37 protein-coding genes and 1 tRNA gene are annotated in these 23,720 nt (G+C 49.6%); 25 read left to right on the plus strand and 13 right to left on the minus strand.

Annotated features, from left to right (window positions below):
* The first annotated feature begins 193 nt into the window (after positions 1–193).
* Positions 194–1,363, plus strand: a complete 1,170-nt coding sequence (locus tag F3I44_RS00890; protein WP_150019165.1) for a site-specific integrase — start codon at positions 194–196, stop codon at positions 1,361–1,363.
* Here F3I44_RS00890 and F3I44_RS00895 read toward each other — a convergent pair.
* The 11 genes from F3I44_RS00895 to F3I44_RS00940 all read right to left on the minus strand — a co-directional run bounded on the left by F3I44_RS00895 (position 1,347) and on the right by F3I44_RS00940 (position 7,789).
* Complete coding sequence (locus F3I44_RS00895) at positions 1,347–1,532, minus strand: DNA-binding protein (protein ID WP_150019166.1); 186 nt, start codon at positions 1,530–1,532, stop codon at positions 1,347–1,349. The two genes, F3I44_RS00890 and F3I44_RS00895, sit on opposite strands and share 17 nt — an antisense overlap.
* Positions 1,519–2,109, minus strand: coding sequence for a 3'-5' exonuclease (locus F3I44_RS00900; RefSeq protein WP_150019167.1), 591 nt, complete (start codon positions 2,107–2,109; stop codon positions 1,519–1,521). The genes F3I44_RS00895 and F3I44_RS00900 overlap by 14 nt, the downstream gene beginning before the upstream one ends.
* A 99-nt stretch (positions 2,110–2,208) precedes the next feature.
* Entirely contained in the window at positions 2,209–2,421 is a 213-nt protein-coding gene (locus F3I44_RS00905; protein ID WP_150019168.1) for a hypothetical protein, read from the minus strand.
* A complete protein-coding gene (locus tag F3I44_RS00910; protein WP_150019169.1) occupies positions 2,400–2,762 on the minus strand; it encodes a LexA family transcriptional regulator in 363 nt (120 codons plus the stop codon). The genes F3I44_RS00905 and F3I44_RS00910 overlap by 22 nt, the downstream gene beginning before the upstream one ends.
* Positions 2,763–2,898: 136 nt before the next feature.
* Positions 2,899–3,066 carry a hypothetical protein gene (locus F3I44_RS23850; protein WP_190286060.1) on the minus strand — a complete coding sequence of 56 codons (168 nt, stop codon included), beginning with the start codon at positions 3,064–3,066 and terminating at the stop codon, positions 2,899–2,901.
* On the minus strand, positions 3,063–3,587 hold the full coding sequence (locus F3I44_RS00915) for an HD family hydrolase (protein WP_150019170.1): 525 nt from the start codon (positions 3,585–3,587) through the stop codon (positions 3,063–3,065). Before F3I44_RS00915 ends, F3I44_RS23850 begins: the two co-directional genes overlap by 4 nt.
* Positions 3,588–4,895, minus strand: a complete 1,308-nt coding sequence (locus F3I44_RS00920; RefSeq protein ID WP_150019171.1) for a DNA-binding protein — start codon at positions 4,893–4,895, stop codon at positions 3,588–3,590.
* A gap of 77 nt (positions 4,896–4,972) precedes the next feature.
* The gene (locus F3I44_RS00925) at positions 4,973–5,782 is read right to left on the minus strand and encodes a YfdQ family protein (RefSeq protein ID WP_150019172.1); all 810 of its coding nucleotides are present in this window, start codon (positions 5,780–5,782) and stop codon (positions 4,973–4,975) included.
* A gap of 29 nt (positions 5,783–5,811) precedes the next feature.
* Complete coding sequence (locus F3I44_RS00930) at positions 5,812–6,177, minus strand: hypothetical protein (RefSeq protein WP_150019173.1); 366 nt, start codon at positions 6,175–6,177, stop codon at positions 5,812–5,814.
* A gap of 291 nt (positions 6,178–6,468) precedes the next feature.
* Entirely contained in the window at positions 6,469–6,657 is a 189-nt protein-coding gene (locus tag F3I44_RS00935) for a hypothetical protein (protein ID WP_150019174.1), read from the minus strand.
* A 439-nt stretch (positions 6,658–7,096) separates the two neighbouring features.
* Complete coding sequence (locus tag F3I44_RS00940; RefSeq protein WP_150019175.1) at positions 7,097–7,789, minus strand: S24 family peptidase; 693 nt, start codon at positions 7,787–7,789, stop codon at positions 7,097–7,099.
* 107 nt (positions 7,790–7,896) lie between these two features.
* Here F3I44_RS00940 and F3I44_RS00945 point away from each other — a divergent pair, with 107 nt between their 5' ends.
* The 11 genes from F3I44_RS00945 to F3I44_RS01000 all read left to right on the plus strand — a co-directional run bounded on the left by F3I44_RS00945 (position 7,897) and on the right by F3I44_RS01000 (position 14,894).
* Complete coding sequence (locus F3I44_RS00945; RefSeq protein ID WP_150019284.1) at positions 7,897–8,121, plus strand: helix-turn-helix domain-containing protein; 225 nt, start codon at positions 7,897–7,899, stop codon at positions 8,119–8,121.
* 30 nt (positions 8,122–8,151) lie between these two features.
* Positions 8,152–8,475, plus strand: coding sequence for a CII family transcriptional regulator (locus tag F3I44_RS00950; protein WP_150019176.1), 324 nt, complete (start codon positions 8,152–8,154; stop codon positions 8,473–8,475).
* Positions 8,476–8,852: 377 nt separating this feature from the next.
* The gene (locus tag F3I44_RS00960; protein ID WP_223811641.1) at positions 8,853–9,353 is read left to right on the plus strand and encodes an NUMOD4 domain-containing protein; all 501 of its coding nucleotides are present in this window, start codon (positions 8,853–8,855) and stop codon (positions 9,351–9,353) included.
* On the plus strand, positions 9,347–10,879 hold the full coding sequence (locus F3I44_RS00965) for a DEAD/DEAH box helicase (RefSeq protein ID WP_150019178.1): 1,533 nt from the start codon (positions 9,347–9,349) through the stop codon (positions 10,877–10,879). Before F3I44_RS00960 ends, F3I44_RS00965 begins: the two co-directional genes overlap by 7 nt.
* Positions 10,876–11,727 carry a Rha family phage regulatory protein gene (locus F3I44_RS00970; protein WP_150019179.1) on the plus strand — a complete coding sequence of 284 codons (852 nt, stop codon included), beginning with the start codon at positions 10,876–10,878 and terminating at the stop codon, positions 11,725–11,727. The genes F3I44_RS00965 and F3I44_RS00970 overlap by 4 nt, the downstream gene beginning before the upstream one ends.
* Positions 11,727–12,701, plus strand: a complete 975-nt coding sequence (locus F3I44_RS00975; RefSeq protein WP_150019180.1) for a toprim domain-containing protein — start codon at positions 11,727–11,729, stop codon at positions 12,699–12,701. The genes F3I44_RS00970 and F3I44_RS00975 overlap by 1 nt, the downstream gene beginning before the upstream one ends.
* A complete protein-coding gene (locus F3I44_RS00980) occupies positions 12,698–13,273 on the plus strand; it encodes a recombination protein NinG (protein ID WP_150019181.1) in 576 nt (191 codons plus the stop codon). Before F3I44_RS00975 ends, F3I44_RS00980 begins: the two co-directional genes overlap by 4 nt.
* Positions 13,270–13,914: an MT-A70 family methyltransferase gene (locus tag F3I44_RS00985; RefSeq protein WP_150019182.1), complete on the plus strand. Its 645-nt coding sequence runs from the start codon at positions 13,270–13,272 to the stop codon at positions 13,912–13,914. Before F3I44_RS00980 ends, F3I44_RS00985 begins: the two co-directional genes overlap by 4 nt.
* Positions 13,907–14,305 carry an antiterminator Q family protein gene (locus tag F3I44_RS00990; RefSeq protein ID WP_150019183.1) on the plus strand — a complete coding sequence of 133 codons (399 nt, stop codon included), beginning with the start codon at positions 13,907–13,909 and terminating at the stop codon, positions 14,303–14,305. Before F3I44_RS00985 ends, F3I44_RS00990 begins: the two co-directional genes overlap by 8 nt.
* A gap of 209 nt (positions 14,306–14,514) precedes the next feature.
* A tRNA-Thr gene (locus tag F3I44_RS00995) sits at positions 14,515–14,590 on the plus strand.
* 85 nt (positions 14,591–14,675) lie between these two features.
* Entirely contained in the window at positions 14,676–14,894 is a 219-nt protein-coding gene (locus tag F3I44_RS01000) for a DUF1327 domain-containing protein (RefSeq protein WP_150019184.1), read from the plus strand.
* A gap of 20 nt (positions 14,895–14,914) precedes the next feature.
* Here F3I44_RS01000 and F3I44_RS01005 read toward each other — a convergent pair whose 3' ends face one another.
* The gene (locus F3I44_RS01005) at positions 14,915–15,217 is read right to left on the minus strand and encodes a hypothetical protein (RefSeq protein WP_190286010.1); all 303 of its coding nucleotides are present in this window, start codon (positions 15,215–15,217) and stop codon (positions 14,915–14,917) included.
* A 241-nt stretch (positions 15,218–15,458) separates the two neighbouring features.
* On the opposite strand from F3I44_RS01005, the gene F3I44_RS01010 reads away from it, so the two are divergent.
* The 9 genes from F3I44_RS01010 to F3I44_RS01050 all read left to right on the plus strand — a co-directional run bounded on the left by F3I44_RS01010 (position 15,459) and on the right by F3I44_RS01050 (position 19,996).
* Positions 15,459–15,803: a phage holin, lambda family gene (locus F3I44_RS01010; RefSeq protein WP_150019186.1), complete on the plus strand. Its 345-nt coding sequence runs from the start codon at positions 15,459–15,461 to the stop codon at positions 15,801–15,803.
* Positions 15,796–16,410: a glycoside hydrolase family 19 protein gene (locus tag F3I44_RS01015; protein WP_150019187.1), complete on the plus strand. Its 615-nt coding sequence runs from the start codon at positions 15,796–15,798 to the stop codon at positions 16,408–16,410. Before F3I44_RS01010 ends, F3I44_RS01015 begins: the two co-directional genes overlap by 8 nt.
* On the plus strand, positions 16,407–16,868 hold the full coding sequence (locus F3I44_RS01020) for a lysis protein (RefSeq protein WP_150019188.1): 462 nt from the start codon (positions 16,407–16,409) through the stop codon (positions 16,866–16,868). Before F3I44_RS01015 ends, F3I44_RS01020 begins: the two co-directional genes overlap by 4 nt.
* Before the next feature lie 15 nt (positions 16,869–16,883).
* The gene (locus tag F3I44_RS01025) at positions 16,884–17,156 is read left to right on the plus strand and encodes a hypothetical protein (protein WP_150019189.1); all 273 of its coding nucleotides are present in this window, start codon (positions 16,884–16,886) and stop codon (positions 17,154–17,156) included.
* Between the two features lie 36 nt (positions 17,157–17,192).
* The gene (locus F3I44_RS01030; RefSeq protein ID WP_150019190.1) at positions 17,193–17,540 is read left to right on the plus strand and encodes a Gp49 family protein; all 348 of its coding nucleotides are present in this window, start codon (positions 17,193–17,195) and stop codon (positions 17,538–17,540) included.
* Positions 17,541–17,614: 74 nt separating this feature from the next.
* Entirely contained in the window at positions 17,615–17,884 is a 270-nt protein-coding gene (locus F3I44_RS01035) for a hypothetical protein (protein WP_150019191.1), read from the plus strand.
* A 2-nt stretch (positions 17,885–17,886) separates the two neighbouring features.
* Complete coding sequence (locus F3I44_RS01040) at positions 17,887–18,066, plus strand: hypothetical protein (protein WP_150019192.1); 180 nt, start codon at positions 17,887–17,889, stop codon at positions 18,064–18,066.
* Between the two features lie 253 nt (positions 18,067–18,319).
* Positions 18,320–19,777 carry a glycosyltransferase family 2 protein gene (locus F3I44_RS01045; RefSeq protein WP_150019193.1) on the plus strand — a complete coding sequence of 486 codons (1,458 nt, stop codon included), beginning with the start codon at positions 18,320–18,322 and terminating at the stop codon, positions 19,775–19,777.
* Positions 19,778–19,798: 21 nt separating this feature from the next.
* Positions 19,799–19,996: an Rrf2 family transcriptional regulator gene (locus F3I44_RS01050; protein WP_150019194.1), complete on the plus strand. Its 198-nt coding sequence runs from the start codon at positions 19,799–19,801 to the stop codon at positions 19,994–19,996.
* On the opposite strand, the gene F3I44_RS01055 is transcribed toward F3I44_RS01050, so the two are convergent.
* A complete protein-coding gene (locus F3I44_RS01055; protein WP_150019195.1) occupies positions 19,955–20,224 on the minus strand; it encodes a DUF1883 domain-containing protein in 270 nt (89 codons plus the stop codon). The two genes, F3I44_RS01050 and F3I44_RS01055, sit on opposite strands and share 42 nt — an antisense overlap.
* A gap of 104 nt (positions 20,225–20,328) precedes the next feature.
* Here F3I44_RS01055 and F3I44_RS01060 point away from each other — a divergent pair, with 104 nt between their 5' ends.
* The 4 genes from F3I44_RS01060 to F3I44_RS01075 all read left to right on the plus strand — a co-directional run bounded on the left by F3I44_RS01060 (position 20,329) and on the right by F3I44_RS01075 (position 23,696).
* Positions 20,329–20,919: a hypothetical protein gene (locus tag F3I44_RS01060; RefSeq protein ID WP_150019196.1), complete on the plus strand. Its 591-nt coding sequence runs from the start codon at positions 20,329–20,331 to the stop codon at positions 20,917–20,919.
* Entirely contained in the window at positions 20,912–21,280 is a 369-nt protein-coding gene (locus tag F3I44_RS01065) for an HNH endonuclease (RefSeq protein WP_150019197.1), read from the plus strand. The genes F3I44_RS01060 and F3I44_RS01065 overlap by 8 nt, the downstream gene beginning before the upstream one ends.
* Before the next feature lie 265 nt (positions 21,281–21,545).
* Entirely contained in the window at positions 21,546–22,034 is a 489-nt protein-coding gene (locus tag F3I44_RS01070; protein WP_150019198.1) for a terminase small subunit, read from the plus strand.
* A 3-nt stretch (positions 22,035–22,037) separates the two neighbouring features.
* Positions 22,038–23,696 carry a terminase large subunit gene (locus F3I44_RS01075; protein ID WP_150019199.1) on the plus strand — a complete coding sequence of 553 codons (1,659 nt, stop codon included), beginning with the start codon at positions 22,038–22,040 and terminating at the stop codon, positions 23,694–23,696.
* Positions 23,697–23,720: the final 24 nt, after the last annotated feature.

Genomic DNA, 23,720 nt, shown 5'->3' on the forward strand with positions numbered 1-23,720 from the left:
AGAGCTAACAGATTTTCAAGTGTTCGTCTCGTATTGCATGTTATCCCAAGAGTCCGCACACCATCAAGCCTTTTGTTTCTTTTAGTTCCTGTTCTTTCATGTGTTTCCGCAAAGAAAACCATTTAGTTCACTTGCCATTGCGTACAGATTGAGTACAGAATGCATAAAATCATTGTGTACAGGATACAGAGCCGTGGCCCTCAGTGATACCAAACTTCGCAGCATCAATGACAAACCTTACAGTGGTGCACCCGAAGTCACAGATGGTGACGGCCTCAGCGTGCGTATTACCCCAAACGGAACGATTACATTTCAGTTTCGTTTTCGCTGGAACGGTAAACCCGTTCGTCTTTCTATTGGTCGTTATCCTGCCACATCTCTGAAAGAGGCGCGTGTTGTGGTCGGCGAGATGCGCGAATTGTATCTCAAGGGGCTGAACCCAAAAAATTATTTTGCTAAACAAGATGGTGAGCTCACTCTTAAAGAGTGTCTGGATCAGTGGTGGGGCAAGTATGTTGAGACCCTGAAGCCTAATACACAGACGTTGTACAAGTCAGTTGTGTACAACACCATGTACACAGAATTTCCAGACGCGCCAGTTGTTAACATACCTGTTTCTGCATGGGTGAGGTTCTTCGATAAGCAGGAGAAGAAAAACGGTAAAAAGGCCAGGGTATTGCTTCTGCAGCTACGATCTGTGATGAACTGGTGTATCAGTCGGCAGTTGATCCCTTCCTGTGAGGTTCTTAAGCTCAGCGTGAAGACCATTGGAAAGAAACCAGATGTAGGAAGTCGGGTGCTCACCTATACCGAGTTGGCAAAAATATGGCTGGCCCTGGAAAACAACAAGATCGTTTCTTCAAACAAGGTCCTGCATCAGCTGCTGTTACTCTGGGGGGCCAGGCTGTCAGAACTCCGCCTGGCTACCGCTGGCGAATTCAACATGGATGACCTTATCTGGACTGTTCCAGCAGAGCATTCGAAGATGGGAAACCTTATTCGTAGACCTGTATTCGACCAGGTTAAGCCTTATATCGAAAGGTTACTTAGTTCAGATAATGACGTTCTCTTCCCCGGTCAGGAGCTGGACAAATCAATTGATCGTTCATCTGCAAATCTGTACATGAAAAAGCTTAGGGATGTAATTGATATACCAGGGTGGCGAACGCATGATTTCAGACGCTCACTGGTAACGAATTTATCTGGGGAGGGGGTCATGCCCCACGTCACCGAAAAGATGCTGGGGCATGAGCTTGGAGGGGTTATGGCGGTGTACAACAAACACGATTGGCTGGTGGAACAAAAGGAAGCGTATGAACTTTATGCCGACAAGATATTCTGGCATGTTAAACAACTCGGTTGACGCCGCCTTCGTCTATCCATTTCATTACTGCTTTTCGGCTGTATCGTGACGGATAGGTTAGAACAGGATCAGGAAAACCACATTCTTTCCGTAAACGCCAGACAGCCGTTTTTTTCTTTTTGAGCAGGTCAAAAACTTCCTGCTCTTCCATAAAATCACTTTTGGTCATAAGTCACTCCATCCATTAATTTAGCCGGAATCAGTCGCTGCCAGATTGCAGAAACGTATTTAGCCTGATGTCTTGCATCAGCAAGTGCGTTATGGGTTACACCATCAAATGGCATATCGCGCTTAGGATCGAAACCAAGCTGTTTGCCGAGCAGCACCATGGTGCGCACGTCGCTGTCGTTCCAGAATTGCCATGGGCAGGTTTGGCCGGAACGTTCGTAGGCTGAACGCATAATCACGTTGTCAAAGTTGGCACCATTGCCCCAGACTTTCAGGTAACGCGGCTTGTCAGAGTTACGGCTGATGAACGAACTCAGTTCGGACAGAGCTTCGGCGATGTGCCTGGTATCGTCGGTACAAATCGCGGCGCGAGCCTCTGCTGATTGCCTCAGCCACCACAGTATTGTGTCACCGTCTGGGGCAGCACCCTGAGCCATGGCGCTGGCGAGGTTAACGGCAACATAGAACTCTGCGCCCAGCTCGCCGCTTTGTGGATCAAAGAATACAGCGCCGATCGCGACAATTGGCGCAGCAGGCTTATTTCCCATTGTTTCGAGGTCAATCATTAAATGGTTCATTGGATTCAAAACCTCCCGATAAAATTTATTTAAAAAGAGCGATGAAGATACGTGCCAGGCAGATTACACACACCGCTCCGAAAAAAGCCTCAGACCAGCTCATAACTCACCATCCTCTTCGTTGACTTCAACTTCTGTACCATCGTAAGCAGACTTAATGCTATTCGACGCAGCAATGATGGTGTTGAACTGATCAGCGTCTACAGTCACACCGGGATACTGGCGTGAGAGTTCAAAACTAATCGCAGCAACGAGCTTGATCTGGTCAATGCAGATAGTGGTCTTCATTTTTACGCATTCGTCAGTGAGCATGATTTGCTCCTCCCCTTCAGTCCCGCCGCTTCGATAACCTTATACACATCCCGCTCGTAACGCAGATGCTGAAATACCCCGTCAAACCAGTATTCACCGCTGTTAACGTCGGGAATATCCACGATGGCGCTGCCGGTGATTACAATGCCCCGGCTTGCGCCACGCCGTATCTTGAGCCAGCCTTTGCGCTGCAGTGCCTGCAAATGAGACTGTGCATTATTGGCTGAAGCCCATCCCATGCCGGCAGTGATCTCTTTGTTGGTCGGTGCCATACCGTTTTCATGGATGTATGCCCGGATAAATTCCAGCGTTGCCTGCTGTTTATCTGTCAGCGGTTGCACGATGTTTCCCCCTTACACTCACACCACACCTCAAACATGCGTTTCACGATTTCTCGACAGTAATAACCATGCATATCGCGGGTGAGGTCGTAGCGGTTCCCATAACGACGCCGCATCCAGGCCTCAAATGACTTATTCATGATGGTTCTACTGCGCGTGTGTAAGGCATGTCGGTGGCGTCAATTTCTGCATCACAGTGGATACAGTATCCATCGGCGTTGGAGAACTCGTTGTTGCTCATCCACTCCATGCATGACCAACAACGGATTTCGCCGGAGCGGGTATACTGGATTTCTTCCATCATCTACTCCTGTTAAGATCGGCAAAGCGCTGAAGAAAAAGCACAAATGATTGGCGAGGGTTTAGAGGGGACAGGATAAAATAAGCAGGCTCAATACCTTCCAGTATCGGCCATGGTGTTCCGTCATCTAAATCAAGGTCCCGGCGTTCTGTAGCCAGCATGACCAAATCTGCATGCTTAACAGCTGAGCTCATGGGAAAAGGGACTCCGAATTTAGCGGCAATAACAACCTCCACTTCTTCAATCTGTCGTTGATAATCGGGCAGTAGTTGTTTAAGTGGTGCCGCCAGATCGTTGCAGTAAGCCTCTGCAGCGTCATGTAGCAGCGCTTCCAGTGCGAACTCTGGTGGTACCAGATAACTTACGTGAACTGAGTGCTGCGCCACGCTGTAAAACTCAGGAATATGGCCCGTGAAACGGCAAATTTTTGACAGTGCTCCGGCTATATCCTCAATGCAGATCGCATCGGGAGAAATGTCGTGGAAATTGAAATGTTTCCCCGAGAGAGTAGTAATCCAGCTCATTTATTTGACCTCAGTATCTATGGAAGCAAAAACGGCAGCGCGGAGCTTTCTGATATTGAACCAGGTGTCTGTTGGCGTACCCTTCATTAATGAAATAAAGTCAGCCATATTTTTTATGGGGCTTTTGTCATCCCCCATAGCCTCATTGGCGACATCAATCATACGTTCGTGAACATGATCAATTTCCTCAGCGGCACATACACTGCTTTCGAGCCATGATCTAAGCTCTTTAGAATCCAGATATTTCTCCATCAGATGTTTGGCCTTAAGGATGATCTCCGGCATTACAACTACAATTGTCGGATGTTCAAAAGAGTCGGCTAACCAAGAGTGGGCAAACTTTGACTCAAAGAAAGTGAACTCTTCTTTGTCACCGAACGCGGCTGCAGCACACGCCCATAGCTGGACGCTTTTATTGATGAGGTCCATTTTAAGCACTGGTAAACACTCTTCAGATGATTCATCTGTGGTCTGACAAGGCTGTTGTTCGCCGCTGGTGAGTGCTGGATCAGTCTGTATGCCCTGACGGTACTCAGTAAGGATACGATTAATCTCTTCTGAGGTGCCATCAGTGAGGATCAGGCATTCACCGTTGGTGTTACTGAACTCTGCGTCACATAGTAACTCCAGAACGCGCCGCGCTTTGGCTGCGTTGAACTGGGGCTTGGCGATGCTCTTTGTGATTTTTGTTTTACCGGCGTCTTCGGCCTTTTTCATTAACCGCGCCGCTTCGCGGTCAGCATAAACGCCGTGTTCACGTGAGATATTAATTGCCAGTGCATAATTCAGTGAACCGGAACGCACCAGGCTTTTAAGATATGGAGAGCACTCGTTTAGCTGGATGTGTTGAAGCACATCGGATTCTGATCGTTTAACCTTTTTGGCAATCTCCGCATTACTGAATCCTTGATTCTGCAGGCGCATATAAGCGATACCGCGTTCAAGCGGTGTTAATGCAAGGCCCTGGGAACTGGTGATCATGAAGGCAATCTTGTCTGCTTCAGTACCTACAAAATCTTTGCACTCAAGGCGAACAATTTCATGCCCCATCTCAACAGCCGCTAGAGCACCATAATAACGGTGGTGGCCGTCGATGACTTTTACACCGCGTTCAGTTACTTCTACGGCTAAAGGCGGGAGATATTCACCGGAAATAAAAGCGTCCCGAAATTCTTCAACGTGCGGTATATTCAACTCACGAACGTTATAGCCTTCTTCGGCGTATATTTCAGCCAACGGAACCATAAACGTTTTCTTTGTAGTGAGTCCTGAATCTTTGTTGTTATAAAGCTGGCCTAAACTTGCCATCGTAAACCTCCATTAAGAACAAATGCTTTGCTATGCGCCACATTATGTGGCGCATAAAACAACACTTAGATCATTAATCAGACAGAACCTTCAAATACTGGAACATCAGTCAACTGTGTTTCCAGATCGGTCACTATTTCCTGAAAGGCATGTTCAACTATTTTTGCCGGTTCAATTAGCTCAAACCAGAGGACCAGCTGACCTTCGCGAAGACGGTAACGAATTCGCGCATCAACCTGATATGGAGCTCCATTATGAAAAGGGGAAATAGCTAGGCTGATTTTTTCCGGCATAGAGGTGTTACCAGAGCCAGATTTTTCGTCGCTGTAAGACATCTGGAAAGTGCCATCCTGCAAACGACGAACCGACTTAAACTCAGCTTTACGCGTTTCCTGGAATGCCAAAACCATTTCCAGCAGGTCAGTGCCTGACGGACCTTTGTAGTCATCACTGATGGGTGCAATATTTTGGATATGGTTTTCAAGAAACTCTGCAAAGTCGGTCTGACCCATTGCCTTTTTGTCGCGGCTTGCCCACTCTTTCCAATCCTCAGAGAACGGGCAATCATAAACAGCTTTATGTTCGCCCCAGTTAGCTGCAGCGGCTGACTCGTGATAATCAAGTACAGCTACAATTTTTGTATTCTCTTTGTCAGCGAAAACAACTGAGCGCTCATCCTTAAATTTACTGATATATGCAATCAGTGAGGATGGAGAGATAAGGCGCACGCGCTGACGGATACGTGATGGTGAGAGCTGATGGCTTTCCAGCGATTCCAGAGAATAATTATCTGGTAAAGCAATCGCCGGAATTTCTGTGGCTGGTACAAGGCTGATTGCCGCCAGGTCACGAATTTCTGAAACAACAGAGCCTTCAATATTTTTCATTGAATATTCCTTTTAATTGATGGGAAAGTTTACTGGTTGGATTGCAGTTTGATAGGAGCTGCAGATTGTTCTGGTTTATCAATTACACGCAAATCGAGTTGCGTCTGGCTTGGATCATCGCGAAGCAGGTCGCCGTCAGCGGTTGAAAACATGATAGTGTCTGCACGGTCCAGTTCCGGAACAGAACGTGTGACCTTAGGCGTTAATTTCATCGTGTTTTCGTCACGAGTATTTAGCATTGAACAGTTAAGGGTTAATGTTACCGCCCCTTTTTTACCTGTTTCACGCACAGCTTTGATCACTTCAGCTAAAGTTTCAGTTAATTCACTATCAAGTGTGCCACGGTTGATATAGGCCAGTTGCTGGCTGAATGGTGTACATTTATTTTCAGACATAAAGTTTCCTTTTTTTCAGAGTGGATTGCCTTTCTGCGTCAGAAGCTTTCCAATCCAGCTCTTACGCAAAACCAAAAGGATTTTGGGTTTCCTGACAGCCTGCACACCACGAGTGACGCGCATCAGGTCTATAAAAGTTGGTACTGCATTTGGTTGAAACATTTGATGTCCTTCTGCTGTGCCCGTAATAAAAAGGGCGGTTACCCGTCAGAACATTATCTCCGCTCCTCCATTGGATTAGATTGAAGACCGGATAACCGCCAAACCTACATAATCAAAGATGATTGCCCATTACGCCGGGCCAGCGTTCACCCTGGTGCCGCGCAGGTCGAGCCAGCCGCCCACGTTCAGATTGTCCGGCAAAGCGTCGACCTCGCTAACATCTTCCAGGTCCAGATCGTGAGTGACGGTAATATTTCCATTATCTGAAACAGCATGATGAATATTTTTTTTAACCAAGTGCTTAATTAAGTCGAACATTGCATATCCTTCTTATTTTCAAGGAGGTGACCATTTCACGAACGTGGTCCCTGAGTGGTTTTATTGCTGCCGCCTTACTGAAAGCGACAGTGTAAAAACGCTGCTCGTCACATCATCGTGACGCTTCAACCACTGCTTATCAGCCAACCCCTTTGTTAACTCTTGACTCTCGATCTCCCGCAGAAGAATAAGAGCCTGCCATCCTTCCATGTCCGACGCTGATACTCAGCCAGGGCGCGGGGGTAAGCCTGCAGTGCGTTCCATAATGTTAAAGAGCGTCGGCGGTGTTCGTGCCGATGACGGTTATGTTGTCGATGTGAGGAATATAAAATTAAAATGCGAAATGCGCAAACAAAATATTTGCGTAAATTGCAACTAGTGAGGGCGGGCGAAAAAAAACCGCCAGGCATGGCGGTTCATTTACTGCAGAGGATGAGAGTTAACCGTGTCGTTTGAAAGCTTGTGATTGGCTGATCATTACCTTGCCATAGACGTAAAAGCGAGATTCATTGCTTTTATCAATGCACCATTCTTTGTAATTAACGTTGTCAGAAAGTACTAAAATCTTATCGGGAACCATCTGTAATCGTTTGACATGAATTTTTTCATCAAAACCAAAGACATATATACCATCCCCATCAAAGTTATGGATGGATATGTCTACAAAGATTAAGTCGCCGGGCTCGATAGTGCCAGACATGCTATCCCCACGAACATTGATCATTCTTACTGAAGAGGCTGGGCGACCTCCAAAAAGCGTACTGGCGTGAGTATTGTCGTACTCTATGGAATGTATAACATCGACAACATCGCTGACATTAAATGATCCCGGCCCCGCACTTGCTGAGACGTCGAGGACATCAACACGATACATCATTGCTCCCTCCCTCCTAGATGGTTCAGTACTGTTATTATAAACAGTATTTTCATCAGGAGTGCCAGTAAATAATTCACTGACGTCAATAGAAAGAGCTTTTGCAATCTTATTAAGTGATTGTTCAGTAAATGATTTCTGCTTCCCTGTCTCCAGTCGAGATATGTTTGCGCTGTCCACCCCTACGGCGACAGCAAGGTCACTTATTTTCAGGCCACGCGAGATACGTAGCGCTCTTATCTTATTTCCAATATTCATGCGGTTATTACAAGTCAGATTTGCGATATGTACAAATCAACTTGCGCAATTTCCTTTAGTGAAATATTATGCGGAATACGCAATCAGAGGGCAGCTAAATGCAAATTGTGCAAACCCCATTACGGGACATACGAAAACATCGAGGGTTAACCCTTCAGCATGTCGCAACAGCAATCAATCTTGATGTGGGAAACCTCAGTCGCATTGAGAGAGGTATGCAAATCCCATCACTGGAAGTGGCTGAGCGACTATCAACTTTTTTCGAGGGTCAGATAACAGAAATGCAAATTTTGTACCCCCATCGCTATCTCAAAACGAATGGTGCTGCTTAAGGACTCACCAAAATTACAGGCTAATTATTGATGAAAAACAACGCAATCGCACGAAAGTTAGATCCTCCGATTTTCAACCCGGTTGAGATGGAGGGGATTTTGCTCAACCGGCTTGCTTCAGTAGGGCAGAAGGCCGTTGCCGAACATCGAGGCGTCAGTGAATCTGCAGTCAGCAGGTGGAAAAACGACGGCTATTTTCGAGACATCGCTGAGCTGTTGGCGTTCCTCGGCATTCAGCTGGCACCTCCGGAAGCAATGATCGTATCCCGCACTTATCTGGAATCTGTTGAAACACTGGCAGATATCGGTTTGAAAGCCGAGCGAATGAGGCCAGGTCCTTTGGGGTGGGATTGAACCCGTTGCAATAGCGCCAAACGGGGGAGTTTATGCACCCGGATGAATTAGCTGGATCAGCCATGCCTGCTGCATACGTGCGTGATGACCGGTCATGGATTGATGCGCAGCTTTCAACACTACCCCCGCACATTCGGGAAAGGATCGCAGGAGAGTACGCCAGAGTCTACCAAGCGGCATTTGACGCCGAGCCTGTTTCATTCAGGCAGGAAAACGCGGGAAGGAAAGCCGCCAATAAGCGTCTGCGCGAGTTTTGTACCCGGTATTCGCCGTCAGTGCGGGGATACACGGTTAATCCACCGAAGACAGTTTAGTTTTTTGTTTGGATGTATGGACGTCTAAATGGCTGAATCTGATTTGGGGGAAAGGGGGCGGTGTTGGGTTTAAGCGCGAAGCGCCTTGGAAAAGCTTTACCAGACAAAGCAGTAGTTAAAGAAGATCACTGTATGGGGTTGAAATCGTCCACAGCCGTATGGACGTTTAGCCATCCAAATGTAGAGGCCACAATGATTATTTCAGCAACCGAAGAACAATGGAAACCTGTACCGGTAGAAGACTACTCCCGTGCATATGAAGTCAGCACCCTGGGACGGGTCAGGGGGATTGATCGCATTGGTTCATCTGATTTTTTTATCCGTCGTATTCGCGGCGTAATCATGAAAGGCCGCATATGCAGTGATGGGTCAAAAACGGTCAGCCTGAGCGTCAATCGCAAACGCGCCAAATTTTGCGTTGACTGGCTCGTTGCTTCGGCATTTATCGCAAACCCGCACGGATATGTAACACCGCGCCATTTAAACAATGATTTGTCAGATAACCGTGCAGTAAATCTGGCATGGGGAACTGAGGCTGAAGTTATGCAGGAGGCGACATGCTGAGCATCCAGCCCCGCGAAAAACAGGTAGTGGCATTAAACATGCTGCGTGCAGCCTGGAAGCAACACGGCTCATTCATGCTTTACGCGCCAGTTGGTTTTGGAAAGACGGCCATCGCCGCGCTAATCACTCATGGTTTCGTTTCTCGCGGTCTACGGGTGATGTTTGTCGCTCCTTATACAGTGCTGCTGGATCAGACTGCCAGTCGGTTTGTTGAGTACGGCCTGCCAGAGGACGAGATTAGCTATGTGTGGCGTGATCACCCGTCATATTTCCCACAGAACCTGATCCAGATAGCGTCTGCTGACACGCTCATTCGTCGCAAATTCCCGGACAACATCGACCTGCTGATCGTTGATGAAGCGCACCTGCGTCGCAAACAGCTTCTGAAAGTAATTGAGTACCTGACGCAGGAAACAAACGTAAAAGTGGTTGGCTTGTCCGGCACGCCGTTTGCGAAGTTCCTGGGCAATTACTACCAGAAGCTGATTAAGCCGACGACGATGAAAGAACTGATAGAAATCGGGGCTTTAAGTCCTTATGAGTTTTATGCGCCGTCCCACCCGGACCTTACAGGTGTCAAAACTTCTGTTCAGGCTGGCTACGGTAGTGACTACAACGAAGAACAGATCGGCAAAATCATGAGCGCAGCGCCACTTGTCGGCGATATCGTCAGGAACTGGCTCGAGAACGGTCAGAACCGGCCGACGATCTGCTTCTGCGTCAACGTAGCGCATGCGAACTTCGTCACGATGGAATTTAGCAGGGCAGGTGTCGCGGTGGAAGTTATGACGGCACACACGCCACATGACCAGCGCCAGCTGACCATCCGTCGCTTTGAGCAGGGCATAACAAAAATCATTGTGAACGTTGGTGTGCTGGTGGCCGGGTTCGACAGTGATGTTCGCTGCATCATCTTCGCCCGGCCAACAAAATCGGAAATACGCTGGATTCAGACGCTGGGTCGTGGGCTGCGTCCTGCTCCTGGCAAAGAACAGTGCCTGATATTCGATCACACCGGCACCGTCAGCAAGCTGGGTTACCCCGATGACATCGAATACGACTATCTTCCCGCCGACTCAGACGGGATGGAAACCGCGCCTGTCCGCGTCAGCCGGGTTGAAGAACCTGAGCAGCTTCCTAAAGAGTGTCCATCCTGCCATTACGTGAAACCGGTTGGTATTTACATCTGCCCGAAATGCGGCTTCAAACCGCTGGCGGGTGAAGATGTAGAGACTGATCGTTCGCGTGGACTCAGCCGCGTTAAGAAAGAGAAAGTCACCCACACCAAAGAGCAGAAACAGAGCTGGTGGTCACAAATTCTCTATTACCAGCGTATCCGCAGCGCCCAGGGAAAGCCTGTCAGTGATGGCTGGTGCGCTCACACCTATCGACAGAAATTTCAGGTATGGCCACAGGGATTACACCGTACCCCAATGGAAATCACACCTGAAGTGAGCAACTTCATCAAATCCAAGCAAATCGCCTACGTGAAGGGCAAACAAAAGCAGGAAGGTAAAGCAGCATGATCACAACCTTACTCAGCATTGATAATTCGAGTTCCGGGCGTTATAGTCCCGTTGCAGCGGCAAAATCCGCTGCCGGGCTTCGCATCCCGGAACTTTCCACAGCGCATAACCATGCTTTAAGCGGTTTTTTTATGCGCGCAGCCTTTGTGCACCTGTCAATGGTGGCTCAGGCGGGGGCTTCTTTGGAAGCGCCGGTATCTGTGGAAGCCGGTAATGCGAACTCCGTCTGGGCTACCACCAATCATGGCTTCGCATCTGTGGGTGGTAGTAACAATCATTCCACAGAGGCTGCCATCATGGCTACGATCCCCGCTATTGCTCAACCTAAAATTACTGTCACCAACGGCCAGGCCGTTACCACCTCCTTTGCAATCGCAGAGTATTTTCATAAACGTCATGCCGATGTTCTTCGGAAAATTGAATCCCTTGAATGTTCGGAGAAGTTTATGTCAACGCATTTTTGCGTTCACACAGAAAACATCCGAGCTGGCGCGGTAAGTCGGGACTCCAAGTATTACCGCATCACCCGTGACGGCTTCGCGTTCCTCGCTATGGGCTTCACTGGCAAACGTGCTGCGCAGTTCAAAGAGGCTTACATCAACGCTTTTAACCAGATGGAAGCAGCGCTGACTCAACCTGCCTTACCTGATCTGCGTTCTGCATCTCATAACGCCGAAGTTGTCGCTGAATACCTGAATATCATTCACCGTGCCTGGTGTAAAAAGTTGTACCCAATGCTGGTAGCCGCTGACTCCCCTCTTGCAAGAATGCTGAATGACAGAATCAGCGATGCCGCAACACTCGCCTCATTCGTCAAATCTGACATTGATCGCGTAGGGAGGCATTGATGAACACCAAACAGGCGGCGATGGGCCGCTGGCCGGAGATTTTCGAATATTACGGTTTACCACCGGTTACCGGAAAAAATCATTTCAGGGGTGAGTGTCCGCTATGTGGCAAAAAGGGCAAATACCGCTGTGACGATAAAGGTGGTTCTGGCTCTTACATCTGCACATGCGGATCGGGTGATGGCTGGGCGTTACTTGCTGGTTTCACGGGTAAAGAATTCAAGGTACTGGCACATGAGGTGGATCAGCTTATTGGCAACACGTTCACACCGGGCCATGACAGCATACCAAAAGCCAGATCACCCATTGCCACACAGCGGCTAACTGTCAGTCGTAAGTTTGCGAGTCTTGTTCCTCTTCGAGGCACCAGTGCAGAGGGTTATCTGAAGAATCGCGGGATTAACGCATTACCCGCCGAACAGGTTCGCTATTGCAATAAACAGCGTGCTGCTGGCAGAGAGTTTCAGTCGATGTATGCGCTGGCAACGGATGATAAGGGTGAGCTTTGTTATCTGCACCGCACTCTCCTGGACGGTGATCGTAAGGCACACACAGGTGGTGCAGCCAAAAAGCTGATGAAGTTACAGGAAGACAGTTACCTGGATCACGCCAGGTCAGTGGCGATCCGCATGTTTCCATCTGCCAGCACACTCGGTATTGCAGAAGGGATAGAGACTGCGCTGGCTTGTCATCAGATAACTGGTTGCCACACCTGGGCGACCCTAAATACCACGTTCATGAAAAAGTTTCGTGTCCCGAAAGGTGTTACGCACCTGATTATCTTTGCTGATGCTGACGATAACGCTGCGGGTCATGCAGCTGCTTTTGAATGTGCGTCTGCCAACCTTCACGCTAAGAACGATCTGGAGATGGTATCTATCCGCTGGCCTGAGAGAGGGGATTTTAATGATGTTCTGCTGAATGGCATGGACGTCTACGAGCTGACATTCCCACCCAGGGGGAGCCGCCATTGAAAACTAAAAGCAAAAAGCGGGTTTACAAGCCCAAAACCTGCCCACAGTGCCTGACGGTATTCACACCTGATCGCTACCTGCAAAAAGTCTGTGGTCCGGTGTGTGCCGTCAGCTATCAGCGTGCCGCCAGAGTGCGTTTAGCCGAACGGGATAAAAAAGACAAGCTGAAAATCAGAAAACTGGAGGTTAAACCGTTAAGTTATTTCCGGGCGAAAGCGCAGGAAGCCTTCAACGCTTACATCAGGGAACGAGACGCTGCGGAACCATGCATCAGTTGTGGTCGGTTTCATGATGGGCAGTACCACGCTGGGCATTACCGGACTGTTGGCAGCAATCCTGAGCTGAGGTTCGACGAGGACAATTGCCATAAGCAATGTTCAGCCTGTAACAATCACAAGTCGGGAAATCTGAGCCAGTACAGGCCCAATCTGATAACCAAAATCGGCCAGGCACGTTTTGACCGTCTTGTTGGCCCACATGAGCTGAAGCATTACGGGCGTAATGATTACGAAGAAATAGCCCGACTTTATCGCCATAAAGTGAGAGCCCTGAAAAAAGAGAGAGCCGCATGAGTTATCAACTGATTTATGCCGATCCACCGTGGTCTTACGGTAATACAGTCAGTAATGGAGCAGCCAAAAATCACTACAGCACTATGACGCTGACTGAACTTAAGCGACTGCCCGTTTGGGAACTTGCAGCAGATAATGCTGTGCTGGCGATGTGGTACACCGGCACACACAATCAGGAAGCACGTGAGCTGGCAGAGGCGTGGGGTTTCACTGTCAGAACCATGAAGGGCCTGACGTGGGTGAAACTGAACCAGCTGGCTGAACAGCGATTCAATAAAGCGCTGGCAGAGCAAACGCTGTTTGATTTTAACGATCTGCTGGACATGCTCAATGCTGAGACTCGCATGAACGGCGGCAACCATACACGCGCCAATACAGAAGACTTACTGATTGCCACCTGCGGAACGGGCTTACCCCGCGCCAGCGCCGCAGTGAAACAGGTTATTTTTTCCTGTCTGGGAGAGCATAGCGAGAAACCCGCAGAGGCTCGCTATCGTCTGGAGCAACTTTACGGTGATGTTCAGCGCATAGAATTATTTGCCCGCGCCAGCGTTGATGGGTGGGATTGCTGGGGTAATCAGTGTGAAAGCGTGGTTGAAGTGTTTCCGGGTACGTTTAGCGAGGTGCGAAATAATGCGTGATATTCAGATGGTGCTTGAGCGCTGGGGTGCCTGGGCGGCAAACAACAATGAACATGTACAGTGGAGCGGTATTGCTGGTGGCTTCAAAGGACTCATACCATCAAGAGTTAAATCGCGAACAGCCTGCTGCGACGATGACGCAATGATTATTTCCAGTTGCATTGCAAAACTTAACAAAAACAATTCGGACCTGCATGATTTGCTTTTTGATTATTACATCTTCGGCATGACCTTTATGGCACTTGCCCGCAAACATAATTGTTCTGACGGGCATATTGGTAAAAAGCTACAGAAAGCGGAAGGCGTAGTTGATGGGATGCTGATGATGCTTGATATACCGCTTGAAATGGATCGGTATGTCGAGAAAGAAAATATCGTAAAGACCGCATAAAGATATTTACGTACGTAAAAAAGAAGATAGTCTGTTATGACTGGTCACAACGTACTGGCACATAGCATTTGAAACCTCGCTACCCAGCGAGGTTTTTTATTCCTATCCCTGCGGAGGGATAAAACCTTCCACATACCCTCTAGCGGATAGGTAACATCACTAAACTATTTGAGAGCTCGCTTCGGCGGGCCTTTTTTGTATCTAAATTCGCCGGTTTAGCTCAGATGGCAGAGCGCCTGACCTGTAATCAGGATGTCGCGGGTTCGAAGCCTGCAACCGGCACCATATAACACGCTAACGCAGCGGGGTAGCGCCCGCACTATTAACAGGCTCGCCTTCTGGCGGGCCAGCTAAATGGAGAACAATTAAAATGAGTACAGATTATGAATTTGCTGTAACCAGTTTAGGTACTGAAGGGGAGTCGGTTAATGCAACAGTTACTCTGCGCCAACGGGGCTTCGTGTTTGGTGAAATACTGACATTGAATTGCCGTATTGAAAAAGTGGACGGTGAATCACTTTCATATTACGAAAAAGAGGCAATTACCAAAGCAACCCGGGCGCTTAAGGATATTGCCTCTCAACTTTAAGCAGTGCCTATCCTGCTTTGTTACGACTCATCATTGCCTGGCAATTTATCAAAAATCTCCCGTACCTTAGCATGGACCAGATACGCATATTCTGATTCGGCACGTTCCTTATGACTCTTGCCGGCTTTTGATGTGCCAAACACAGCCTCAAGTGCTTTGGCGTTATATCCGAATATTTCATCCGGGCTTTTGCCCGAAATTTTTGCAATTACAGCAAGATAATAAGGTAACACATTATCCAGCACTTCTTTTTGACCGATAAGGTGAGGCAACACTTTATCAAGCTGTGAGCTTAAGGGCTTAAAAAAATCAAGTCCTTCCATAATGATTCTCCTTTGTCAGAGAGTTATCAGCCATCTCTCTAAAGTGACTTTCGTCCGTGCCCCAAACACGGGCGGGCTGAGATTGGATTTTATTTAGTATGAAGTAATGGCTGGTGACTTAAGTCATAGAAATATCTGTTTACCCATAACGAAAGCCACGACCAGCATCTTATCGCGCACCTGCGCACGGCTGGCGTGTGGCTTTCTTCTTTTCATCTGCCGCCATACGGGCGGAGGCAATATGAATGACAACCACCTGCCCGATATAGCGAATCAGACCTTGAAATGGATTGCGACCTATCTGCCTTCGGTATATGCGGCTGGCGCTGCACTGACTATATCGGCCCTGAACGACATTCGTGCGGGGAAGCCGCGTCTTTACACCATTACCGGTGCGCTGATCTGCGGTCTCTTCGCGCTGTCACTTTCCGCCATGCTGGAATATTTCGGCCTGCCCCCCAATGCGGGTGCGTTTGTCGGTGGCCTGGTTGGATTCGTGGGTGCTGACCGCCTTCGCGACATTGCCCTGGCGCTGGTTTATCGCCGTGCCGGTATGGATGAACAAAAGGAAAAAGAAATTGAATAAAACACAGTTTCAGCAGGCGGCGAATATCAGCGACGAACTGGCCGTGCGATGGTTTCCGCACATTGACGCCGCGATGAAAGAATTTGCTATCACTTCTGCTGACGACCAGGCGATGTTTATCGCCCAGGTGGGGCATGAATCCTCAGGATTTACTCGCATCGCCGAAAGCCTGAATTATTCGCCGGAAGGACTACTTGCAACCTTTGGTAAATACTTTACTCCCGACACTGCACAACAGTACGGGCGCACCGCAGACCATCCGGCAGAGCAGCAGGCTATTGCGAACATCGTGTACGGGACCCGCATGGGAAATAACGGTCAGGATGATGGCTGGAAATATCGTGGTCGTGGGTTGATCCAGATAACCGGCCACAATAATTACCGCGACTGCGCAGCCGGACTTGTTGCCGATTTATTGCTGGTACCGCAACTGCTAGAGCAGGAAAAATATGCCGCACGTTCGGCTGCCTGGTTTTTTTCCTCTAAAGGTTGCATGAGGCACAGCGGCGATATTGAGGCTGTCACGAAGATTATTAATGGCGGTACCAATGGCCTTGATGACCGCAGAGCTCGTTATCAGATGGCGCTGGTGGCACTTAAGGCATGAAAGAATATTTTATAGCCGCGCTTCTTGCTGTTGCTCTCCTGTCTGCTTCTGTCGCTGCGCACTACCGGCTTAAAGCTACCGAGTGGCGCACCACCGCGTATCAATTCCAGAAAGTAGCCAGACAGCAGGCAGCCACCATCACCGATATTAATCAGCGCCAGCAGCGTCTGGCCGTGCTCGATAAAACCCACACGGAGGCGCTCAGTGCTGCCGAATCTGAAAATGATGCTCTTCGCCGCCAGCTTGCCGCTGGTACTCGCCGCATGTACGTCCACGCAAAATGCCCCGTGTCCGGTACCGGCACAGCGACAGGGGCCGGCAGCCTGGGCGATGGAGCCGCCGTCGAACTCGCTGCAGATTCTCGACGAAACGTTCTCGACATCCGCGCCGGCATCATCCGTGACCGGGAAAAGCTGAAATATCTGCAGGGGTATGTGCAGACCGAGTGTCTCAGATAACCAAAAGGTCAGACTGTGAAAAAAATACTGTTTGTTATAGCGCTGTGTGCGGTTGCTGCCGGCTGCACCGATGCGTCCCGTTCAAAATTCACGGCGTTTGGCTCACCTCATGAAGTCCAGTGCTGGAATTATCATCAGGAAATTTATCACGGCATATCAACTGGCCGGGTAAGTCACGACAAAGAAGGCAGCAGCGATACGATTTCGTTTGAGGATGCGGGCACGCACCAGCTGGTGGAAATCATGCTGGGCCAGTCCTCAACCTGCGTTATTAAGGTTAAGCCATAAATCAGGCAGCAATGCCGGTAACTAACAGGTGGTAAAATGTCAGACAAAGATATCGAACAGGCAATTCAGGCCAAAGGCAAAACCGCACCGCGAGTGACTCCCGAACACATCGGTAGTGTCATTTCCAGTGAGCACTATTTTACTGCGCAGGATGGTGTTAATGGGGCGTACGGAACTCCGCGCGATGCCCCTGCATCACTATCATGTCTGACATTTTGCGTACTGACTTTGAAAAACGGGTTCAGCGTCACCGGTGAAAGTGCCTGCGCCAGTCCGGAGAACTTCGACGCTGAAATCGGTCGTCAGATTGCGCGCGAGAACGCTATCCAGAAAATCTGGCCGCTGGAAGGCTATTTGTTGAAGCAGAAATTAAGCGAACAATAGCCCTCATCAAAATAAAGTTTTCAAGATTCGCACCAGCATTATCCCCCCAATAAATTCCTCATAAGGAAATATGAATGTTCAGTGCTAACGTCCCGATTATATGGGCGCTGGCTGCGCTCGCCCTGGGTTTCATAGCAGGTTATATGGTTGGCCTGTTTCGATGGAAGAACGCGCCGGCTAAGGCCGCTACTGAGCTATTAGCCATCCGAGATGCATGGAAACAGGCTGAAGCCCATTTTCAGGCTCAGATTGATGAGCTGAAAGCAAAGCTGGATGAGAAATTCATTCAGCATTCCGAAGAGGCGCGAAACGACGCGTCAAAAAAGTCACTACTGGAGAACTGAAAATGTCCGAACCGCTGAATGATGTAAACGATCAACAGAACACTGATACAAACGACACAGTCGATAACAGCAGCAACACTGATGCTGTGCTGGCGAAAGTGAAAGAACTGCTGAAAGTAGCAGGTCACGACGTGGAATCGGTGTTTGAAGATGTCGTCGCGCTGGCTAAAAAGCTGGTCTGATAGTTCGTGTTACAGAGCATTCCTCCGGGAATGCTCGATAATGCAGAATTAATTTAAAATTGCTTGCCCGCTGACACCCTTACTTTTAGCAGGACATTCTAAATGGCTACGTTTAAATACTCGATTAAGTGGACGCTTCGCCCTTACACGAAGCCACTACTTTTGATTGCAGCATTAACCAAATGGAGTTGGCTAACTGTTATCTGTTTCAAAAAAGAAGTGGTTGTCCGGGACGTGGAGCGGTGAGGCTGACATGAACGTTGTTATTGATGGGGTAAAATACGCGCCAGCAAACAATCCCACTTCCAATATCGGCATAGCAATCTCCACCCACAATCGACACGAAGTACTATCCCGCGCCCTGGAACACCATCTTAAGTATCTGCCATACGGTGCGCTGGTGGTAGTTATAGATGACGGGTCCAAAAAGCCAGTGACGGTCCCTGATGGGGTCCGACTTATTCGACATGACATGTCACAGGGGATTGTAGCGTCAAAGAACGCGAGTCTTGAAGCATTAATGGACGCTGGGTGCGAACAATTATTTTTATGGGACGATGACGCCTGGCCAGTCGCAGAAAACTGGCATCAGCCTTACATCGATTCTCCTGAGCCGCATCTGGCCTATCAGTTCCTAGACCTTGCCGGCCCGCGCAAGCTCAGAGACATGAACATCCTCTTTCAGGATGCACAGCATATTGCTTACACAGGCCAGCGCGGCGTGATGCTGTATTACCATCGCAGCGCAGTAAATAAAGTTGGCGGCTTCGATCCTGTTTATGGGCGAGGCATGTATGAGCATCCTGATTTGGCTCTGCGCATTCATAACGCCGGGCTGACAAGCTGGGCATTTGCTGACGTAGTCGGTTCTGAAAGGCTGATTCATTCATGCGATGAGCATGAAACCGTTGACCGGTCGCTACCGGGAGCAGAGCGGCAGGCACTGGTGGCAAAAAACTCAGTTATCTATAGTCACCGCCGGGACAGTTTTTACACCGGCTATGTTGAGTATCGTCAGCAGCGTAACGTTGTTATCACCACGCTACTGACCAGTCAGCCAGACCCGCAGCGCGGCAGCAAAATGGCGGCAACCCCAGACCTGCTAAGCAAATGGGCCGCATCTGTAAAAAGCGCTGATGCTGTTGTGCTGGTGGATGAACTTGAAACAGCACCTGCAGGCGCAACGCTTCATCGCGTACCGGATGTGGCTATGAACGTCTATTTCCGGCGCTGGCTGCACATTTACCAGCATCTGCGTGATCACCCGGAATACCGCTGGGTCTGGTGTACCGATGGCACAGACGTAGAAATGCTTCATGAACCCTGGCAGGAAATGGAGCCAGGTAAAATTTACGTTGGTTCGGAGCCGAAAACCTATGCTGACGCCTGGGCAGCAGCCAATCACCCAGAAGCGTGTTATCAGCAGTTCCTGACTCAACACCGAAAGGATTTGATGCTTAATGCCGGATTGCTTGGCGGCAGTCGCGCTGAAGTGATGGCTGTTGCTCACGGCATCGTCCGACTGTATTACCACATCGAATCACTGCGCTGCTGGAAAAAGGAAGGTGCAGCGTCCGCTATCGGGGACATGATCGCGTTTGCCATAGTTGCACACCGCTACAGCGACAGGCTGGTGACCGGACCCCGCGTTCATACTGTGTTCAAGTCAAACGGCATAGGAAAAGATTATGCCTGGTGGCAACATAAATAAGCCGAAAGGCGGGAGAGAGTGATGAAGATTGAAATCTCAGAAAACGATAACGTCATCTGGATGCGTGATACTGCAAATAAGTTGGGCATTGCATCAAAAGGTTATTTAAAGGACGGCACTCAGCAAAAAATCATTGCCGCCCTTGAGGATGCATTAGCTCAGGCCAAAGGGGAGGCCTTAAGCTGGAATAACGTTAATACCGTATTCGATGTTGGCTGAACCGCCCCCGAGATCCAGCGTTATGTTCCAGTAGCCAGAATAAGGAACATGAAGGTGTGCCGGAAGTCGCTTAAAAAAACCGCCACCTCCATGATGCTGAAATCTACGGCCGCTTCTGTAGCTATTAAAATTACTGTCAGTCGTCATAAGGATATTGCATTGATGAGAGCAGTTAACGACAACAGTATCGCCCTCATTGAGTTGCATTCTTTTGTGTAGATAATGCATACCATTTCCTTTTCAGAGGTAATCAGCCATCCCTCATTATTGCTGTGTGCGCCTGCGCCCCAAACGCAGGCGGGCTGAACCCCTATAGTAACCAGGGCTAATGAATGATCGAAGCCATAACGTATGTAATCGTCGGTCACCATTCACGCAGGCACCCGGCAGAAAAGCTGGCGAAGTCGCTCAAGGCACATCTGATTATTGATGAGTATCAGCATGGAGCAAACTGGAATCACCGTCGAGCGCTTGAGTGGGCAAATAAGCAGGTCTGCAGAGTAGTCATCATTGAAGATGACGCAGTGCTGGTGGAGGGTTTCAAAGACAAGGTTGCTGGCTGGCTGGCAAGATTTCCTGATGATCTGTGCTCTTTCTATCTGGGTACCGGAAGGCCGCCTCAATACCAGCTTGATATAGCGATGAAGCTTATCGAGAGCGATAAACGGCAGACAGACTACATCACCATGAAACGGCTAATTCATGGCGTCTGCTACAGCCCCCCGCCTGCCAGCATCCCACGGATTCTTGCACGATGGGACGTCACAAAGCCCGCCGACTTTGCTGTGGGCGATGCCTATGGAGGTGTGGTCATTTACCCCTGCTGGTCGCTGGTGGATCATGCAGACGGAGATTCGGTCGAGCGTCATCCTGATGCTGCTCTCCGGACAGAACGGCGCAGAGCCTGGAGGTTTTATGGCTAAGCTGAAGACCCTGCAGCCGAGGCTTAAAGCCATCGATACAAGGCGCATCAAGCCAGTGTACGGTGAAGCGCGGCGCATTAGCGGCAGTACCAGGATGAACCTGAAGCGCCGAATCTATGTGCGTGACAGTGGTCACTGCTGCATGTGCCAGCGCGTTGTGGATCTGCATAGCAGCGAACTGGATCACCGTATCGCTCTGCAGTTCGGTGGCAGCAACAATGAAGATAATCTCTGGACCCTTTGCATTGAGTGTCACAGGGATAAGTCCTTGCGAGAGGTCGCATCCGGACAGCCCGACAGCGAAGCACTGAAGCATCATGTGCCAGCGGAAGATATCGGTGCATCAGTAACGATTGTGTGAAGCAAGCATGAACTTGCAATTATTGATATCAGCAGGGTGAAAAGCCGCGTCGCGCTATGAGGGATGTCGCTGCGGTGGTGGCGATCCACCATCGCGGCAGGGTGGAGGTAGCAGACGAGCCACGCCGCCGTCCAGACGTCCGTGACGGGCCTGGCTGGTGGCTGGTCAGGGTGGGGGGGGGTACCTCTGAACCTCACCCCCTTTCGCCTTCGACACCGCGCTCCCCCTCACGCACAGAAAATATCCCCGTTTGGAGGGTGTAAACATGTTAACAGCCCAGAAGCGAAAATTCGCGCTGGCGCTGATTTCCGGTATGTCGAAAAAAGATGCGGCTATAAAGGCTGGGTATTCTGCAAACTCCGCTCGATCTAAGGGGTCGCAGCTTGCTAAGGACCCGGAAGTCATCGCCTTTATTGCACGCAAAAAGAAAGAAAAAATTGACGTTGATGATGTGCCGTCACTGGGGAAAAAAGTTAATACCCCAGCGGTAAACCCGCCCCCCGGATCCGCTGCGAAAACCATTATTGCGGTCGGTGAATATGATGACCCGCTTGAGTTCCTGAAGGCGGTGATGAACGACCAGCACGAGGATATTGATACCCGCAAGGATGCTGCAAAAGCCATGCTTCCCTACATTCATAGCAAAAAGGGGGAAGGGGGCAAAAAGGATGCAAAACTGGCAGCAGCTAAATCCGTCGCCAGTAAGTTCTCAGGCCTGACACCGCCGAAACTGGTGGTCAGTAATAGAGGGTAAAAAATGCCACAATGGTCAACGGCCTGCCCGGGGTGGGAAGACAAACTGATCAATCGGCAATCCATCATCCCGCCGCCAATATTTCCTGATGTGGCCCAGCATGCCTTGTCAATATTTAAAGAGTTGCGTGTATCAGACCTGCCGGGCAAGCCAACATTTGGTGAGTGCTCGGAGCAATGGGTTTTCGATTTCGTTTCTGTCATTTTCGGTGGTTATGATGCCGAAACGGGTAATCAGCTGATCCGTGAGTATGGATTGCTTATCAGCAAGAAGAACACCAAAAGTACTATCGCGGCCGGGATTATGCTGACGGCCCTGATTCTGTGCTGGCGGGAAGATGAAGAACACCTGATTCTGGCACCCACTAAAGAGGTCGCTGATAACAGTTTCAAGCCCGCCGCCAGCATGATCCGTGCTGACGAAGAGCTTTCAGACATATTTCACGTACAGGATCACATTCGTACCATTACCCACCGCGTTACACGAAACAGCCTGAAAGTGGTTGCTGCTGATGCAGAGACGGTATCCGGTAAAAAGTCGGGCCGCATTCTGGTTGATGAACTTTGGCTGTTCGGCAAGCAGAGTAAGGCCGAATCCATGTTCATGGAGGCACTGGGCGGGCAGGTTTCACGAAATGAGGGCTGGGTAATCTACCTGACCACGCAAAGTGATGAGCCGCCGGCCGGTATTTTTAAGCAAAAGCTGAACTACTGGCGTGATGTGCGCGATGGCAAAATTAGCGATCCTAAAACGCTTGGCATTCTGTACGAATTTCCGGAAGCCATGCTTGAGGCCAAAGCCTGGCAGCATCCTGAAAATTTCTATGTCACCAACCCGAATATGGGGCGTTCGGTCAGTAAGGACTGGCTTGAGAGCGAATATCTTAAATACGGCAACAGTTCAGACGGTACGCTGCAGCAGTTTCTTGCCAAGCATCTTAATATCGAAATTGGTTTAAACCTGCGCAGCGATCGCTGGGCGGGCGTTGACGTATGGGAACAGCAGGCTCAGCGGGTGACGTTTGATGAAATACTCAGGCGGGCGGAAGTGGTCACTGTCGGCATTGACGGTGGCGGCCTTGATGATTTGCTGGGACTGAGTGTGATCGGGCGGGATAAAGAGAGCCGCCAGTGGCTCTGCTGGTGTCATGCCTGGGGGCATCAGATCGCGGTTTCACGACGAAAGAGTGAGCAATCCCGCTTTATCGACTTTTGCGGTGCCGGGGATATGACCATCGTTAAGAACGTCGGGCAGGATACCGAAGAAGTGGCGGCGTATGTTGCACAAATTTACGAGGCCGAACTGCTCGACAAAATAGGGATTGACCCGTCAGGTGTAGGACAGATTCTGGACGCACTGGTTGAGGCCGGAATCCCGGCCGATGATATCGTCGGAGTCAGTCAGGGCTGGCGGCTGGGTGGCGCGATAAAAACCACTGAGCGCAAACTGGCTGAAGGCGTGCTTGTTCATGGAGGCCAGCCGCTTATGGCCTGGTGCGTGGGTAACGCCAGAGTTGAACCCAAAGGCAACGCCATTCTGATCACCAAGCAGGCGAGTGGTAAGGGCAAAATCGATCCCCTCATGGCGCTGTTTAATGCCGTGTCGCTGATGGCGCTGAACCCGGAGGCAAAAAAGAAAGATTATCAGGTATTTTTCATCTGACCAGATGATTTGCAGACAACCCGC

It is taken from the genome of Pantoea sp. F_5, assembly GCF_008631595.1.
Taxonomy (GTDB): domain Bacteria; phylum Pseudomonadota; class Gammaproteobacteria; order Enterobacterales; family Enterobacteriaceae; genus Pantoea; species Pantoea gossypiicola.

Excerpts from the sequence above, each read along its gene's own strand:
- F3I44_RS00895 (WP_150019166.1), bottom strand. The coding sequence starts at position 1,532 with ATGACCAAAAGTGATTTTATGGAAGAGCAGGAAGTTTTTGACCTGCTC.
- F3I44_RS00900 (WP_150019167.1), bottom strand. The coding sequence starts at position 2,109 with ATGAACCATTTAATGATTGACCTCGAAACAATGGGAAATAAGCCTGCT.
- F3I44_RS00905 (WP_150019168.1), bottom strand. The coding sequence starts at position 2,421 with ATGCTCACTGACGAATGCGTAAAAATGAAGACCACTATCTGCATTGAC.
- F3I44_RS23850 (WP_190286060.1), bottom strand. The coding sequence starts at position 3,066 with ATGATGGAAGAAATCCAGTATACCCGCTCCGGCGAAATCCGTTGTTGG.
- F3I44_RS00915 (WP_150019170.1), bottom strand. The coding sequence starts at position 3,587 with ATGAGCTGGATTACTACTCTCTCGGGGAAACATTTCAATTTCCACGAC.
- F3I44_RS00920 (WP_150019171.1), bottom strand. The coding sequence starts at position 4,895 with ATGGCAAGTTTAGGCCAGCTTTATAACAACAAAGATTCAGGACTCACT.
- F3I44_RS00925 (WP_150019172.1), bottom strand. The coding sequence starts at position 5,782 with ATGAAAAATATTGAAGGCTCTGTTGTTTCAGAAATTCGTGACCTGGCG.
- F3I44_RS00930 (WP_150019173.1), bottom strand. The coding sequence starts at position 6,177 with ATGTCTGAAAATAAATGTACACCATTCAGCCAGCAACTGGCCTATATC.
- F3I44_RS00935 (WP_150019174.1), bottom strand. The coding sequence starts at position 6,657 with ATGTTCGACTTAATTAAGCACTTGGTTAAAAAAAATATTCATCATGCT.
- F3I44_RS00940 (WP_150019175.1), bottom strand. The coding sequence starts at position 7,789 with ATGAATATTGGAAATAAGATAAGAGCGCTACGTATCTCGCGTGGCCTG.
- F3I44_RS00950 (WP_150019176.1), top strand. The coding sequence starts at position 8,152 with ATGAAAAACAACGCAATCGCACGAAAGTTAGATCCTCCGATTTTCAAC.
- F3I44_RS00965 (WP_150019178.1), top strand. The coding sequence starts at position 9,347 with ATGCTGAGCATCCAGCCCCGCGAAAAACAGGTAGTGGCATTAAACATG.
- F3I44_RS00970 (WP_150019179.1), top strand. The coding sequence starts at position 10,876 with ATGATCACAACCTTACTCAGCATTGATAATTCGAGTTCCGGGCGTTAT.
- F3I44_RS00975 (WP_150019180.1), top strand. The coding sequence starts at position 11,727 with ATGAACACCAAACAGGCGGCGATGGGCCGCTGGCCGGAGATTTTCGAA.
- F3I44_RS00985 (WP_150019182.1), top strand. The coding sequence starts at position 13,270 with ATGAGTTATCAACTGATTTATGCCGATCCACCGTGGTCTTACGGTAAT.
- F3I44_RS00990 (WP_150019183.1), top strand. The coding sequence starts at position 13,907 with ATGCGTGATATTCAGATGGTGCTTGAGCGCTGGGGTGCCTGGGCGGCA.
- F3I44_RS01000 (WP_150019184.1), top strand. The coding sequence starts at position 14,676 with ATGAGTACAGATTATGAATTTGCTGTAACCAGTTTAGGTACTGAAGGG.
- F3I44_RS01005 (WP_190286010.1), bottom strand. The coding sequence starts at position 15,217 with ATGGAAGGACTTGATTTTTTTAAGCCCTTAAGCTCACAGCTTGATAAA.
- F3I44_RS01010 (WP_150019186.1), top strand. The coding sequence starts at position 15,459 with ATGAATGACAACCACCTGCCCGATATAGCGAATCAGACCTTGAAATGG.
- F3I44_RS01020 (WP_150019188.1), top strand. The coding sequence starts at position 16,407 with ATGAAAGAATATTTTATAGCCGCGCTTCTTGCTGTTGCTCTCCTGTCT.
- F3I44_RS01030 (WP_150019190.1), top strand. The coding sequence starts at position 17,193 with ATGTCAGACAAAGATATCGAACAGGCAATTCAGGCCAAAGGCAAAACC.
- F3I44_RS01035 (WP_150019191.1), top strand. The coding sequence starts at position 17,615 with ATGTTCAGTGCTAACGTCCCGATTATATGGGCGCTGGCTGCGCTCGCC.
- F3I44_RS01040 (WP_150019192.1), top strand. The coding sequence starts at position 17,887 with ATGTCCGAACCGCTGAATGATGTAAACGATCAACAGAACACTGATACA.
- F3I44_RS01045 (WP_150019193.1), top strand. The coding sequence starts at position 18,320 with ATGAACGTTGTTATTGATGGGGTAAAATACGCGCCAGCAAACAATCCC.
- F3I44_RS01050 (WP_150019194.1), top strand. The coding sequence starts at position 19,799 with ATGAAGATTGAAATCTCAGAAAACGATAACGTCATCTGGATGCGTGAT.
- F3I44_RS01055 (WP_150019195.1), bottom strand. The coding sequence starts at position 20,224 with ATGCATTATCTACACAAAAGAATGCAACTCAATGAGGGCGATACTGTT.
- F3I44_RS01060 (WP_150019196.1), top strand. The coding sequence starts at position 20,329 with ATGATCGAAGCCATAACGTATGTAATCGTCGGTCACCATTCACGCAGG.
- F3I44_RS01065 (WP_150019197.1), top strand. The coding sequence starts at position 20,912 with ATGGCTAAGCTGAAGACCCTGCAGCCGAGGCTTAAAGCCATCGATACA.
- F3I44_RS01070 (WP_150019198.1), top strand. The coding sequence starts at position 21,546 with ATGTTAACAGCCCAGAAGCGAAAATTCGCGCTGGCGCTGATTTCCGGT.
- F3I44_RS01075 (WP_150019199.1), top strand. The coding sequence starts at position 22,038 with ATGCCACAATGGTCAACGGCCTGCCCGGGGTGGGAAGACAAACTGATC.